Origin of the sequence: Mycobacterium sp. DL592 (assembly GCF_011694515.1) — a bacterium.
Taxonomy (GTDB): Bacteria; Actinomycetota; Actinomycetes; order Mycobacteriales; family Mycobacteriaceae; genus Mycobacterium.
This window is the reverse complement of sequence record NZ_CP050192.1, coordinates 2,126,008-2,141,009: the sequence shown is the minus strand read 5'-3', so window position 1 is coordinate 2,141,009 and position 15,002 is coordinate 2,126,008. Positions and strand designations below refer to the sequence as shown.

General features: G+C 68.1%; 11 protein-coding genes. 5 read left to right on the top strand and 6 right to left on the bottom strand.

Annotated features, from left to right (window positions below):
* Positions 1–68 precede the first annotated feature (68 nt).
* Entirely contained in the window at positions 69–923 is an 855-nt protein-coding gene (locus HBE64_RS10385; protein WP_167101242.1) for a hypothetical protein, read from the top strand.
* 19 nt (positions 924–942) lie between these two features.
* Here the strand turns inward: HBE64_RS10385 and HBE64_RS10380 are convergent, their stop codons facing one another.
* The 4 genes from HBE64_RS10380 to HBE64_RS10365 form a co-directional block, all read right to left on the bottom strand.
* Complete coding sequence (locus HBE64_RS10380) at positions 943–1,383, bottom strand: hypothetical protein (protein ID WP_167101239.1); 441 nt, start codon at positions 1,381–1,383, stop codon at positions 943–945.
* Positions 1,384–1,457: 74 nt separating this feature from the next.
* Positions 1,458–2,738 (bottom strand): DUF222 domain-containing protein, encoded by a 1,281-nt coding sequence (locus HBE64_RS10375; RefSeq protein WP_167101236.1) that lies wholly within the window; start codon positions 2,736–2,738, stop codon positions 1,458–1,460.
* A gap of 31 nt (positions 2,739–2,769) precedes the next feature.
* Positions 2,770–5,139 carry an arylsulfatase gene (locus HBE64_RS10370; protein WP_371744137.1) on the bottom strand — a complete coding sequence of 790 codons (2,370 nt, stop codon included), beginning with the start codon at positions 5,137–5,139 and terminating at the stop codon, positions 2,770–2,772.
* Between the two features lie 106 nt (positions 5,140–5,245).
* The gene (locus tag HBE64_RS10365; RefSeq protein WP_167101231.1) at positions 5,246–5,992 is read right to left on the bottom strand and encodes an alpha/beta fold hydrolase; all 747 of its coding nucleotides are present in this window, start codon (positions 5,990–5,992) and stop codon (positions 5,246–5,248) included.
* Between the two features lie 119 nt (positions 5,993–6,111).
* On the opposite strand from HBE64_RS10365, the gene HBE64_RS10360 reads away from it, so the two are divergent.
* From HBE64_RS10360 to HBE64_RS10350, 3 genes are all read left to right on the top strand, one after another.
* Entirely contained in the window at positions 6,112–7,581 is a 1,470-nt protein-coding gene (locus HBE64_RS10360) for an acetyl-CoA acetyltransferase (protein ID WP_167101228.1), read from the top strand.
* Positions 7,582–7,654: 73 nt separating this feature from the next.
* Positions 7,655–9,934, top strand: a complete 2,280-nt coding sequence (locus HBE64_RS10355) for a hypothetical protein (protein ID WP_167101225.1) — start codon at positions 7,655–7,657, stop codon at positions 9,932–9,934.
* On the top strand, positions 9,931–10,668 hold the full coding sequence (locus tag HBE64_RS10350) for an SHOCT domain-containing protein (protein ID WP_167101222.1): 738 nt from the start codon (positions 9,931–9,933) through the stop codon (positions 10,666–10,668). Before HBE64_RS10355 ends, HBE64_RS10350 begins: the two co-directional genes overlap by 4 nt.
* A gap of 136 nt (positions 10,669–10,804) precedes the next feature.
* On the opposite strand, the gene lon is transcribed toward HBE64_RS10350, so the two are convergent.
* Complete coding sequence (gene lon, locus HBE64_RS10345) at positions 10,805–13,126, bottom strand: endopeptidase La (RefSeq protein ID WP_167101219.1); 2,322 nt, start codon at positions 13,124–13,126, stop codon at positions 10,805–10,807.
* Between the two features lie 154 nt (positions 13,127–13,280).
* Entirely contained in the window at positions 13,281–14,291 is a 1,011-nt protein-coding gene (locus HBE64_RS10340) for an esterase family protein (protein ID WP_371744183.1), read from the bottom strand.
* Between the two features lie 291 nt (positions 14,292–14,582).
* Between HBE64_RS10340 and HBE64_RS10335 the strand changes: the two genes are divergently transcribed.
* Positions 14,583–15,002 carry a DUF1810 domain-containing protein gene (locus HBE64_RS10335; RefSeq protein ID WP_167101213.1) on the top strand — a complete coding sequence of 140 codons (420 nt, stop codon included), beginning with the start codon at positions 14,583–14,585 and terminating at the stop codon, positions 15,000–15,002.

Here is a 15,002-nt window from a genome sequence, read left to right as displayed (position 1 = left end):
TTTCCCCGCGACGACGGCGCTGAGCCGGGCATACCATGCGTCGGGGGATCGTGCTGGAGGTGAATCGAATGCCCGCAGTTCCCCGTCGGCTGTCGGCTGCGGCCGTCGCCGCGGCGGCGGTCGTGACGCTGAGCCCCGTTCAACCGGCCGGCACCCTCGCCGTTTCTCCGCCGCGGTCGGTGTCGGTAGCCGTGCAGCTCGCGGCAGACCCGATCACCGCGCTGGTTCAGGTGGCCACCGAGACCGCTGACAACATCGCGATCCTGGCCACGCGGTTTGCTGCCAACCCCACGCCCGTGTTGAGCGAGGTCATCGCGAACCAGATTGCTTATACGAGTTACCTTTCCGCTAACCCCACGCCCTCGGCGCTGCTCGCGGTAGCGACCTCGCAGGTCACGAATCTGGTCAATGCACTCGGCGCAATCGTGAGCTTGGAGGTGTTGTCGCGAGTCATCGCCGTGCCGACGGCGCCGTTGCTGAGCCTCGTCGGCGGGGCGGTGGTGGCGTTCCAGGATCCGCTCAATGTCGTAGCGATCCTGGCAGGCGCATTTCTCAACGGGGTGAAGGTGCCGAACGGCCCGAGCAGCAGCGTGCAATTATTCGGGGTCTTCACCCCCGGGGGCGCGACGGTGTCCGACACCGGCGGCTCGGTTCAGGATGTGCTCGACATCCCCATCATCGTGGCGAACGCGATCAAGCCTTTCGTCCCGCCGGTGCCTGGTGCCACCGCGTCTGCGAAGGCTGCCGAAAACTCCGAGCCCGTCGTTACCGCGGGAGTGCCCACGCGGACGACGGGAGCCAGCGGACGGTCTCGGACCACGACGGCAAGCGCCGACAAGGCCGTCGCAGCCCGCTCGACAGCGACGAAAGCCCCTGCGCACAGCGGCGGTTCGAGCGGACACTCCGCCCGAACCGCCGACTGACGCCCAATCCGGGGCGGGGTTAGCCGCCGGTGCCGATGCAGCCGACGCCGTTGATGCAACCGCCGCCGCCACCGGGACCGCCGCCGCCACTGCCCACGCCGGGAATCGATCCGCTGCCGCCGCCGGGCCCACCGCTACCGGTGGGGCCGCCGGGGATCTCGCCACCGCCACCACCGGGGCCGCCGCTGCCGGTCGGCCCACCTGGGATCGCACCGCCGCCACCGCCGGGACCGCCACTCCCGGTCGGGCCACCCGGCACTGCACTCGTGGTGTCGCCGGCGGCAGGACTGGTAGTCATGGTGACGGACGGGACCGTCACCTCACTCGACGTCGGCGCGACCGTGCTGCTGGTCTCCGAACTGCCGCTGTCGCTGCTCCCACAGCCGACGGCCAGGGCGAGCACTGCCGCTCCGCTGGCGAGGGTCAGCGCGGCTCTCGATGTCGGTCTTCCGAAAGGCATGCAGTCTCACTTTCTTTGTCGGGACCCACGTTCCGTACCCGAAATGCCGTACCGCAAACCCTCTGACCCGGGTGTCAGGCCGCGATCACCTTGATGAGCTCTCCGTTCAGGTACATCTCCGCGGTGCTGGATGTCGAGGTGGGCGTGCCCGGAGCCGGTGGCGCGACCGAGTGATAGTGGGCGCCGGTCGGTGTGGTGAATTCAGCTGTGTGCCTTGTGTTTTCCGTGTTGGTGACCACCGTCCAGCCGTGGCTCTCCTTGGTATAGTTGCACGCCTCGCACAACCCGGCGCCGTTGCGGGCGCTGGTGGCCCCACCGCGGCGGTGCGGGGTCGCATGGTCGCCGTGTCGGATGGGCGCATCGCAGTACGGCGTGCGGCAACGTTGGTCCCGCAACGCGATGAACTGCGCCAGACCCTTCGGAAAGATCCTGGATCTGGACTCCATGGCCACCAGCGCACCGTTGGCCGGGGTGGCATATAGCCGCCGCAGCGTGGCTCGCGACCGCTGATCACCGACAGCGTCGAGCACCATGGCCTGTGCGACCGCGGAGGGCACCGACCCGTATCCCACGATCGCGGCTGCGGCATGCTCGGCGCCCAGCAGCGCCTGATCCGAGATCACCAGGTTCACTGCGACAGACACGGGTTCACCGGCAGGGCGGCCGGTGATCCGCTCGATGAGAGCGTCGGCCATCGCCTGGCCCCGCGTGCGACCGTCGCAGCAGGTATCAGCCTGCCGCTTGAGCGCCGCGTACACCGAGACCCCCTGAGCCACCGGCAGCAAGGCGGTCAGATAGGTCATGGTGTCTGGGGCCGGGCGGATCGTCACCGTGCGATCATCGGCGGCTTTGGCAGCCCGCTCCACCACCGCGTGTGGGTCCAGCCGATACGCAATGGCTTTGGCCGCCGCCACCAGGGCCGCATCACCCACCCCGTCGAACTGGGACTGATCGGCGCACAGTTCGGCATCCAAGCGTCGGCGATCCTCAAGCGTCAGGCACGCCGACTCGCGCACCACCAACGTCGCCCGCCACTCCGACAGCACCCCGGCTTCCAACGCCGCCAACGTGTGCGGCATCTCGTGCACCAACGCCTTGGCGAACCCCAGATGCCGACTGCCGCGCGCCGGGGAATCGCGGCGCGCCAACGCCACCTCCGCACCCACACCGCGACCCCGCTTGGCCGCCGGAACCCCCGCCGCCGCCTCCGCAGACCGCCGCGCCCCATCCAACGCCGCGGCCAACCGAGCCTGCCCCGCCGAGGCCGTGGCCTTGAGCCGCTCGAGGGTGGCAATCCGCTCTACCAGCACTGATTCGTCAGCACTGATGTCGATCTCCAGTATTGATTCGAACATGCGTTCGATATTACCGGAGGAGTCGGACAGGTCAGTCGCGGGCGAACGCCGCCGCGGCCAGCTTCTCCAGATCGAGGTACTGGTCCTCGCCGACATCGACCCCGACACCGAGGATCCGGCCACCGGTGAACGGGAACCCGGCCGGGTAGGAGCGGCTCACGGGGTCGGCGCTGTCGTAGCCGACGCACAGCCCGTCACCGCACAGGGTGAACGGGCCGATCTGGGCCCGCATCGGGCCCTCGGCGACGACCTGTTCTCCGACATACAGCTTCGCGGTTCCGACCGACTCCATGTGTTCGCCGGCACCTTCCCGGATGAACTCGACGCCGAGCGTCAGCTGGCCGGGTTCCAGTTCGGGGGAGACGAAGGTCTGCTCCGGCTTGATGCCGAGGAAGTTGTACACGTAGTGCAGCTTGCGGTCCTTGATGAACAGGGTGTGTCCGCCGAACCGCGAACCGTGCGCGAAGATGACACCCTCGGACTCCGGGGTCACCTCTACATCGGCGAGGATCTTGTAGGAGCGGCCGCGGATGTTCACCGCCGTCGACTCGGGTACCGGCGCGGTCTCGGGGTAGTAGATGTAGCGGGAGCGGGGCGGCTCACCCTGGGGGCGCACGTCGTTGATCTGCTCGATAGCGGGCCGATCATCAAGCGGCAGAACAAAATTCGCTTCCGCCTCCTCGAACCACGCGTCGATGAGCTCCTGCAACTTCTCCGGATATTGGGCCGCGAGGTTGCGGGACTCGGCGCGGTCCTCGTCGACGTGGTAGAGCTCCCAGACGTCCTGGTCGAAATGGCCCTTGCCGCTGATCGGCGCATGCAGCGCCGCGGCCTTCCAGCCGTCCTGCCAGATGCCACGGGTGCCCAGCATCGAGAAGTATTGGCGCTTCTTGGTTGTCGGCGCATGAGCGTCGTCGAAGCTGTAGCGCATCGACACCCCGTTGAGCGGGTACTGCTCGACCCCGCGGTACACCGTGGGCATCTCCAGCCCGACCGCCTCCAGAATCGTCGGCACGATGTCGGTGGAGTGGTGGTACTGGTGGCGCATCTCACCGCGGGCCTTGATTCCCTTGGGCCAGTGGATAACCAGCGGGTCGCAGGTGCCGCCGGCGAACTGCGAGTAGCGCTTGAACATCTGGAACGGGGTGGAGAACGCCACCGCCCAGCCGGTGGGGTAGTGGTTGTAGGTCTCCGGCCCGCCGAGCTCGTCGAAGTAGGACAGGTTCTCCTCCAGGCTGTCGGGGTAGCCGTTGAAGAACTTGTTCTCGTTCACCGAGCCGTTGGGCGTGCCTTCGCCGGAGGCGCCGTTATCGGCGCAGTAGAAGATGAGCGTGTTGTCCAGCTGGCCGGTCTGCTCGAGGAAGTCGACGATGCGGCCCACCTGAGCGTCGGTGTACTCGGAGAAGCCGGCGAACACCTCGGCCATCCGGCAGAACAGCTTCTTCTCCTCGTCGTTGAGTTCGGCCCAGGGGCGCACGTAGTCGGCCTCATTGGCGACGTCGTCGGGCATCGGGTTCAGCGGCGTCAGTTCGGTGCCTTCGGGTACCACGCCGCGCTCGATCATCCGCGCCAGGACCCACTCGCGGTAGGCCTCGTAACCGTCGTCGAAAACGCCCTTGTACTTGTCGATGTACTCCTGCGGGCTGTGGTGCGGCGCGTGGTTGGCGCCGGGACAGAACCACATGAACCACGGCTTGGACGGCGCGGAGGACCGCAGGTCGCGCAGCTGCCGAATCGCTTGGTCGGCAAGATCTTTGGAGAGGTGGTAGCCCTCTTCTGGGGTATAGGGCGGTTCGATGGCGTGGTTGTCCTCGATGAGGTCGGGATACCACTGGTTGGTCTCCCCGCCCAGGAAGCCGTAGAACCGGTCGAAGCCCTTCGACAAGGGCCACTCGGACTTGCTGCCGCCCGGCGAGAGGTCTTCCACCGGAACGTTGTGGTTCTTGCCGAGCCACATGGTGGCAAAGCCGTTGTCCTGCAACACCTGGGCGATCGTCGCGCACTCGGCCGGCAGTCGGCCTGCCGCACCCGGGAAGCCCATCGAGCCCTCGGTGATCGACGCGCACCGGTTCACATGGTGGTTGCGACCGGTAAGGAAGGTCGAGCGGGTCGGTGAGCACAGCGCGGTGGTGTGCCACTGGGTATAGGTGACGCCGTTGTCGGCCAGACGGTCCATGGTCGGCATGTTGATGCGACCGCCGTACGGCGACCACGCGGCCAGGCCGGTGTCGTCGTACAGCACGATCAGGATGTTGGGCGCGCCGTCGGGCGCCTTCTTCAGCTCGTACGGTTTCCAGTCCGGGACCGAGTCGCGAATGTCGAGTTTGATGACTCCGTTGAATGGCTCGGCCATGTTTCCTCCGCGGATCGGCGGCACGCTTCTTGGCCGCGACGCTCCCATGTTTACACCACGTTTCTGGGTGCGGAGACGAACGCGCGATCGGAAATCTGACGGCTTTCGGCCGTGGCGGAACTGCAGACGCGGACCGAGGTCTCCGCGACCCGGTTCAGTCCAGCGACTCCCAGAACTCGGAGAGCGCCTGGGCGCCCTGTACCGGGTTCTCCAGCATCCACCAGTGCCCGACTCCGTCGAGTTCCACCGTGACGGCACCGGCACGCTCGGCCGCGCGGCGACGGTTGTCGTGCGCACCGATGAACGGATCTGCCGTGGCCAACAGGGACAGGCCCGGCCGGGCAGCGGCATTGGGCAGGGCGCGGCCGGCTTCGGCCATCGCCGGCTGGGTGGCTGACCGGTAGAGCGCCAGGATCGCCCGGCCCATCTGCTCGTCTTGGGCCGCGGCCAGCGCGGTCGCCACATCGTGGGGGATTCCGAATCCCGTCAGCTGCGCCACCCGATCGTCGAACGGGCCGCTGACCATCGCCTCGATCACCTCCTCACCGACACCCGGGGTCTGCCATACCTGAGCCAGGTCGTGCCAGACATAGTCCGGATCGAACAGCCCGACGACGTCACTGGCCCAGCTGCGGACCAGTTCCGGGCGGTGCATGACCACGTTCACGACATGACCGCCGCCCCAGTCATGCCCGACCAGATCCACCGGCTCATCGAAGCGCTCGAGCTCGCCCTCCAGCCAGTCCCGGTAGGCCAGGAACGTCGCCGGGAAGCCATCGGGCAGAGGGGCGCCGAATCCGGGCGGAGACAACCGCACCACGTCGTCGCGACCGAGCGCCTCAACCAGCGGACCCCAGATCACGTCGGTCTCCGGATTGCCATGCACGAGAACCACCGTCATGGGGACATCATGGCACCCGTGGGGCGTCCGCCGGCAGTGGCCGCCGGCCGGAGCAACCCGGCTACGATGCTAGGTTTTGACAGGCGTCAAACGCCGTGACGACTACGGAAAGGCTCTCGATGGACCCTCGGACACCGGTCATCGTCGGCGTGGGGCAGGTCAACCAGCGCGAAGACGCGCCAGAGGTCGAACCTGTCGACCTCATGGCGGATGCCGCGCGGGAAGCCGCCGACCCGCGCGTGCTGCAGGCCGTCGACGCGATCCGGGTGGTCAACCTGTTGTCCTGGCGCTACCGCGATCCGGGCCTGCTTCTGGCCGCGCGCATCGGTGCCCCAAACGCCGCGACCTACTACACCGGCGTCGGCGGCAACACGCCCCAGTCGCTGGTCAACCAGGCCTGCCTAGATATCCTGGCAGGTCGCAACGATGTCGTGCTGCTGGCCGGTGGCGAGACCTGGCGTACCCGGATGCGGTTGAAAGCCAAGGGGATCCGCCCCGATTGGACGCGCCAGGACGAGACGGTCGCGGTGCCGCCGGGCGCGGAGCACGAGGTGCCGATGTCGGGCCCGGCCGAGGATCGCATCGGACTGCAATTGCCTTCGCACGTCTACCCGATGTTCGAGCAAGCATTGCGGATCGCCAACAACGAGGGCAGCGACGAGCACCGGCAGCGGATCGGGCAGCTGTGGGCGCGCTTCAGCGCGGTGGCCGCCGAGAACCCGCATGCGTGGAGCCGCGAAGCCGTTCCGGCAGAACAGATCTGGCAGCCGAGCGCGGATAACCGGATGATCAGCTGGCCCTACCCGAAGCTGATGAACTCCAACAACATGGTCAACCAGGCCGCCGTCGTGGTGCTGTGCTCGGCGGAGAAGGCCCGCTACCTTCAGATCCCGCAGGACCAGTGGGTGTTCCCGTATGCCGGCACCGACTCCCACGACACCTACTCCATCGCCGAGCGTGACGAGCTGTATCGCTCGCCGGCCATCCGCATCGGTGGTCGCCGGGTCTTGGAGCTGGCCGGGGTCGGGGTCGACGACCTGGACTACATCGACGTGTACTCGTGCTTCCCGTCGGCGGTACAGGTCGCCGCGGCGGAGATCGGTCTGCCCCTCGACGACCCGCAACGCCCGCTCACCGTCACCGGCGGGCTGACCTTCGCCGGCGGCCCGTGGAACAACTACGTGATGCATTCGATCGCGACCATGACCGAGCTGCTGCGCGCCAACCCCGGCGCACGGGGGTTGATCACGGCCAACGGCGGCTTCCTCTCCAAGCACAGTTTCGGTGTCTATAGCGCGACGCCGCCGCCCGCGGAGTTCCGCTGGCAGGACGTGCAAGCCGAGGTGGACCAGCTACCGACTCGGGTCGCCCACGCCGATTGGGTGGGTGAGGGTGTCGTCGAGGCCTGGACGGCGCCGTTCGACCGGGACGGAGCGCCGCAGAAGGCGTTCCTCGCCGTCCGCACGCCTGACGACGGCCGCGCACTGGCGGTGATTGACGACGCCGAGGCCGCGGCGGTCACCGTTCGCGACGACATCGCCGGGGCCAAGGTGAGCGTGCGCGCCGACGGCAGGGCCAGCCTGAGCTGACCGGCGAAAGCCCGAAAATTTTGCCCGCACCTGCCTAAGCTCGTCGCAGTGGACGGGGGAAGTTGGGCCTGGAATGCGGATCTTGGTCACGGAAGTCACCGGTGGGCTTGGTCGCGCCCTGACCCAGAGCTTGCTGGCAGCGGGCCATGACGTCCTGCAGACCCTGACCGCTGACGCCGATGCGGTGTTGATGTTGCCGCGCGAGGACGGCAGTGTGGAGCACGCCGATGTGGTTCGGGTCTGTGACGCGGCGGCACGGGTCGGGGCGCGGATCGTGTTCGTGTCGTTGGCGTTGCTCGAGCCTGGCCGCTGGACCCAGGCCGAGGATCTGGTGAGCACCGGCTGGGCGCCGAACCTGGTGGTGCGGGTGGCGGCCCCGCTGGGACGACAGGTCGACGGGATGGTCTGCCGCACGGTGGCTGCGCTGCTGACCAATCCGGCCGCCGGCCCGGTCCCCGTGGTGCACATCGATGACCTCATGCGGTTCCTGGTCGCGGCCGCGGAGTCCGAGCGAACCGGTGTCGTCGACCTCGCGACGCCGGACACCACCACCGTCGCGTCCGCCCGGGACATCCTCGCCCACGTCGACCCCCGACCGAAGGCGCGTGCCACCGAGGGCTGGACGGTGTTGGACCCGCCGGTCAGCCTGACCGCGCTCCGCGAAGACTGGGACTTCGAATGCGCCTGGGGTGCAACTGAATCCGTCGCAGACACGGTACGCGGACTGCAGGGTCGCAGGCTCTCGGCGAATGGCGCGGTGGACGTCACCGGCCGGATACCGATGCCACTGCCCGGCGTGGGCCCGGACAATCGGGCGGATCTGCTCAGCGCGGCGCCCGACGGTGCCGAAGCGGAGTTCGACGACCGGATCGACCCGCGTTTCCCGGTGTTCGTGGCCCCTGCGCTCGCGCTGACCCACAGCGGACCGCTGACACCGATGTCGCTGGATCTGCATGTGACCGGCCTGCGCGCCGCCGCCCGCGCGGTGAGCCGGCTGCTCGATGTTCCGCCGAGCCTGGCAGCCGAATGGGAACGCCGGCTCGTCGCGGTATTCGGCCACCGGGTGTACCTGGGCACCTCGGTGATTGCCGCCGCGGTGCCGCGGCTGCCCGGGCGCGCCGCCGACCTGGCCGCGCGACTGTGCGCCGAGGCAGATGCCGACCAGCTCGCCATGCGACTTCCGACGCGGACCCTGCTTCGCCGGCGCCCGCTGTCGATGGCCCGGATCGTCGCCGCGGGCCGGATGCTGGGCCGTCATGTCGCGGCATACGCCTCTGCCGCCGATGGCGAGTACCGGGCTGCCGACTCCCTGCCGAGCCTCAGTGACGCCCAGCTGGACGGACGAATCCGGTTGCTGCGCAGCAGAGTCCACGAGGGTTGGGTGCTGACCGCTCAGGCCTGGCTGCTCACCGAGCTGGCCGCGGCGCCCGCGACGGGCGCCCAGAACGTGCGGATCGACGCGGAGATCGCCTCGCTCGCCAACGTGCTGCGGGCTCATCCCTACGTCCGGGAGTCGCTGGATTCCGGCGACCTGGATGCGGTCCGCACCGCGGCGCCCATGGTGGGCACCGCCGTCGATACCGTCCTCGCCCACATCGGGCATCGCGGCCCCGGCAGCGCCGAGCTCGCCGTGTCGGTGATCGGGGACCGCCCCGATGCCGTGATCGCCGCGGGTGAGCGGGCGATGCAGCGCTATCCGGAGTACACCGACGGCCAGCCAGCGCCCGACCATGCTGTCGCGCTCGACTGCACTCTGCGTTTCACACACCAACTCCGGTTAGCGGTAAGGGAATTGGCCGGCCGACGGGTTGGCGAGGACAAACTCGCCGAGACCGACGACCTGTTCTTCCTCACCGTCGAGGAAGCACTCGTCATGCCGGTGGACGCGCAGCTGCGCATCAAACGGCGCGCCGCCGAGCGGCAGCGGCTGCAGGCCATGACGATGCCGACCGTGATCGACGGTGGCTGGTCGCCGCAGAGCGCGCCCGACCCTGTAGTCGCCGACGAGCGCCTGCAGGGCACCGGCGTCGTCGGCGGGGTGTTCGAGGGGACGGTGCGCGTGGTGCGCTCGGCCGCCGATGCGGGTCTGGGCCCCGGCGACGTCGCCGTGATCACCACAGCTGACGTCGAATCGATTCTCCTGTTCGGTGCACCGGGTGGGATCGTCGTCGACGGTGCCCCGCCGCTCAGTCTGCTGTCCCGCCTGGGTGTTCCGGTCCTCACCGGCGTCGCCGGGGCGGCCACGCGACTGGTGACCGGCACCCGGGTACGGGTGGACGGCAGCACCGGAATGGTCACGCTGCTCGCCGATACCGACGTCGTCACCGAACTGGTGGATACCCTGGCCCGATGATGTGGCGCGGGATTGCGGTGCTCTCGGCACTGTGGTGTGTGCTTGTGGTCGCGCCGGCCCTGATCGGGGCACACCTGCTGGCCGAGGCCACCGAGCTGTCGCAGAAGGGCTGGGCACTCGGGGTGTGGGTGGCCGGCTACGTCGTCCAGTTCGTGGTGTTCCTGCAGATATCGCGCCGCACCCCGCGTTCGGTGACGCTGGGCTGGCTGATCGCATCGACGGTGCCCTGGGCGGCCGACTGGACCGCGCCGCTGTTCAGCTGGGGGGTCGCGGTGTGTGGGGCGATCGTCGCCGCCTACGGGGTGTGGTTGACGGTCGCGGTCAAACGGGTCGACCGGCTGCGTGGCGCCGGTGTGCAGGCGTCGGCTGTGGTGCTCGACGTGGTGCGGCCCGCACTCAATGTCATCGTCACCAAGGACTCCGCGCGACGTGCGATGCGGGTGCGCGTCGAACCAGCCTCTGGCGCTTCGTCATACGAGGCGGCGATGACGGGCACCTTCACCCTCGGTGAGGTTCCCGAACCGGGGGACAGGCTGGCAGTGCTCGTCGATCCCGCCGATCCGCAGCACATCGAACCGGTGCCCGACGAGCCGATCGTGCGCGGCACCCCGATACCCGATGACCTCGATGCGGAGGCGGCGGAGACATTGCGGCGGTTACTGACGATGCGCGACCGCGGTGACATCACCGACGCCGAGTTCAGCGCCGCCAAGAAGCAATTGCTGGAGTCCTGACAACCGCCTTATTTGGGCGGCTGGGAACCTGAGTAGCCGCCGCGGACTCCGCTGAGCGCCTTACGAATCCGGTCGGCCAGTGCGGGGTCGTAGGCCATAGCCAGGGCTATCGCCACCGACCCCGCACCACCGCGTGTCAGGCCGCTGTGGTGACCGCCTCGGCCGTCGGCTCCAGGGCCAACGCCACGATGTCGGCGACATCGGTCATCGGCTGCACACTGAGCGCAGCCAACACCTCGGCCGGGACGTCGTCCAGGTCGGCCTCATTGCGTGCCGGAATGAAAACCGTTGACAGCCCGGCACGTTGGGCGGCCAGCAGCTTCTGCTTGACCCCGCCGATCGGCAGGACCCGGCCGTTGAGCGTGACCTCGCCGGTCATGCCCACATCCGAGCGCACCTGCCGTCCGGTGGCCATCGACACCAGGGCCGTGACCATCGTGACACCGGCGGACGGGCCGTCCTTGGGCACCGCACCGGCGGGCACGTGCACGTGGATCTTGCGGTTCAGGGCCGCCGGGTCCACGCCCAGTTGCGCGGCGTGTGAGCGGACGTAGGACAGTGCGATCTGCGCCGACTCCTTCATCACGTCACCGAGTTGACCGGTCAGCTGCAGGCTGGGCTCCCCGTCGGTCGCGCCGGCCTCGATGTAGAGGACGTCGCCGCCCAGTCCGGTGACCGCCAGCCCGGTGGCCACGCCGGGCACCGCGGTGCGTTCGGCCGACTCCGGGGTGAACCGCGGCCGGCCCAGGTACTCGACCAGGTCGGGCTCGTCGATCGTGACGGGAGCATCGGTGGAGTCCAGTTTGGTGGTCACCTTGCGCATGGCCTTGGCCAGCAGCCGCTCGAACTGCCGCACGCCGGGCTCGCGGGTGTAGTCGGCGGCGATCTTGCGCAGCGCGTCGTCGGTGACGGTCACCTCGTCGGCGGTCAGGGCCGCGCGGTCCCGCTGCCGGGGCAGCAGGTAGTCGCGGGCGATGGCCACCTTGTCGTCCTCGGTGTAGCCGTCGATCTGCACGAGCTCCATCCGGTCGAGCAGGGCCGAGGGGATGTTCTCGATCACGTTGGCAGTGGCCAGGAACACCACGTCGGACAGGTCGAGGTCCAGATCGAGGTAATGGTCGCGGAAGGTGTGGTTCTGCGCGGGGTCCAGCACCTCAAGCAGCGCCGCACTCGGGTCGCCCCGGTAGTCCGAGCCGACCTTGTCGATCTCGTCGAGCAGCACGACGGGGTTCATCGAGCCGGCCTCGCCGATCGCCCGCACGATGCGGCCGGGCAGCGCGCCGACGTAGGTGCGCCGGTGACCGCGGATCTCGGCCTCGTCGCGCACACCGCCGAGGGCGACGCGCACGAACTTGCGGCCCAGTGCGCGGGCCACACTCTCGCCCAGCGAGGTCTTGCCCACCCCGGGCGGACCGGCCAGCACCATCACCGCACCGGAGCCGCGCCCGCCGACCACCTGCAGGCCGCGCTGGGTGCGACGCGCCCGCACCGCCAGGTATTCGACGATGCGGTCTTTGACGTCCTCGAGGCCGTGGTGGTCGGCGTCGAGGATGTCGCGGGCCGACTTCAGGTCGGTCGAGTCCTCGGTGGTGACGTTCCACGGCAGGTCCAGGACGGTGTCCAGCCAGGTGCGGATCCAGCCGCCCTCGGGACTCTGGTCACTGGAGCGTTCCAGCTTGCCGACTTCGCGCAACGCGGCTTCGCGCACCTTCTCGGGCAGGTCGGCGGCCTCGATGCGGGACCTGTAGTCGTCGCTCCCGTCGGGTTCACCCTCGCCGAGTTCCTTGCGGATGGCGTTGAGCTGTTGGCGCAGCAGGAAGTCCTTCTGCTGCTTGTCCATGCCCTCCCGAACATCCTGCGAGATCTTGTCGCTGACCTCGACCTCGGCGAGGTGTTCGGCGGTCCAGTCGATGAGGACCTGCAACCGCTCGTCGGCGCTCTCGGTCTCCAGCAGCTGACGCTTCTGCACGTCGCTCAGATACGACGCGTAGCCGGCCGTGTCGGCCAGCGCAGACGGCTCGGTGAGCTGGTTGACGGCGTCGACCAGCTGCCAGGCCTCGCGACGCTGCAGCAGGGCCAGCAGCAGCTTCTTGTACTCAGCGGCCAGCGCCCTGGTGTCGTCGGTGGGGTCGGACTCGGTCACTTCCTCGACCTCGACCCACAGCGCGGCGCCGGGGCCGGTGGTGCCGGATCCGATGTGGGCGCGGCGCTCACCGCGCACCACGGCGGCGGCATTACCGCCGGCGATACGGCCCACCTGCACGATCGTCGCCAGCACCCCGTAGGAGGGGTAGCGGTCGTCGAGGCGCGGCGCGATCAGCAGCTTGCCGGAATCGCTGGCGCGGGCTGCGTCGACCGCGGCGCGGGCGGTGTCGTCGAGCGTGATCGGAACCACCATGCCGGGCAGCACGATCGGGTCGCTCAGAAACAGGACGGGCACTGATGTGGCTTCAGCCATCAATCCTCCAAAGTTCAGTCTGAAAGGCTCAACCTTGGTGATGGTGGGGTTGTTCCCGAACGGGTGTTCGCCCGCGGCGGACGGGTGCAGCGCAAAAAAAGCAGCGAGCCTGCCGCCGAAAGGCGACAGGCTCGCTGGCTAGATGTGACCGGGATCAGCCCGCGGTCGGGGTGGCTCCCAGAACCCGCTGCATGTCCGGGATCATCGACTGCAGCTGCTGTCCCCAGTAGCCCCAGCTGTGGGTGCCGTTCGGCGGGAAGTTGAACACGCCGTTGCGTCCACCAGCCGCCAGGTAGTTGTCCATGAAGGTCTTGTTGGTCCGCAGGGTGAAGCCCTCCAGGAACTGTGCGGCCATCAGGTTGCCACCGCCACCGGAGGTGTCCAGCTCCGACGGCGTACCGGTGCCGCAGTAGATCCAGATCCGGGTGTTGTTGGCGACCAGCTGGTTGATGTTGACCATCGGGTCGTTGCGCCGCCATGCCGGGTCGGACGACGGACCCCACATGCTCTGTGCGTTGTAGCCGCCGGCGTCGTTCATCGCCAGCCCGATCAGCATCGGCCACCAGCCCTCGGACGGGTTCAGGAAGCCCGACAGCGATGCGGCGTAGGTGTACTTCTGCGGGTAGTAGATCGAGTAGGTCAGCGCTGCGCTGCCGGCCATCGACAGACCGACGACCGCGTTGCCGTTGGGGTCGACGCCGTAGTTGGCGGCCAGGTAGGTCGGCAGCTCCTGGGTCATGAACGTTTCCCACTTGTAGGTGTAGTTCTGACCGTTGCCCTGCGACGGCTGGTACCAGTCGGTGTAGAAGCTGGACTGGCCGCCGACCGGCATGACTGCCGACAGGCCCGAGCCGTAGAACCACTCGAACGCCGGGGTGTTGATGTCCCAGCCGCTGTAGTCGTCCTGCGCGCGCAGGCCGTCGAGCAGATAGACGGCGTGCGTGCCGCCGCCCTGGAACTGGATGCGGATGTTGCGGCCCATCGAGGCCGACGGAACATCAAGGTAGAGAACGGGAAGCCCGGGCTTGGAGAAGGCGGCCGCTGTCGCCGAACCGCCGACAACGCCGATCAAGCCGGGCAAGAAGAGTGCGGCCACGAAGGCTGCGGCCAGGCGGCGCAACCAGGTGCCTCGCATCATCTCGACGATTTTCATGACGACAACCATCACCTTTCATATGTATTCGGTCAGTAGTCAAAGTGCTGTGCGCGGGTAGCTAAACACGTGCGGCACCACGGATTCGGTACGCGAAGCGGTGCGCCAAGTCGCGGTTAGCTAACGATAGGGAGACGCCAAGGACTCGCCCCAATTGTCACAGGAGTCACTTTGGATACAGAGCGCCAACGTTGTATCGGCGCTGAACTGGGCAGACACCACCGATGCCGGGAGGTGGCGGAGGCCCGGAGATAACAGGACGATCACGGCCCAGCAACACCGGGGGTATGGCACGGTGGAGGGATGGACGATCCGTTCGAGCTGCAGCGCTTCGTCGATGCCCAGCACGGGGTCTATGACCGCGTGCTGACCGAGCTGCGTGCCGGCGCCAAACGCAGCCATTGGATCTGGTTCGTCTTTCCGCAGCTGCAGGGCCTCGGAAACAGTTCGACGGCAAGGCTTTACGGAATCGCTTCGCTGGCCGAGGCGCGGGCGTACCTGGCTCACCCGGTTCTCGGTCCCCGACTGCGCGAATGCGCCCGCATCGTCGCGGGTATCGACGGACGATCGGCCGACGACATCTTCGGCTGGCCCGACACTCTAAAGGTGCGGTCATCGATGACGTTGTTCGCCAACGCTACTGGTGACAATGCCGATTTCCGCGCGGTGCTCGACCGGTTCTATGCCGGTGAACAGGACCAACGGACGCTGGACCTGTGGTAG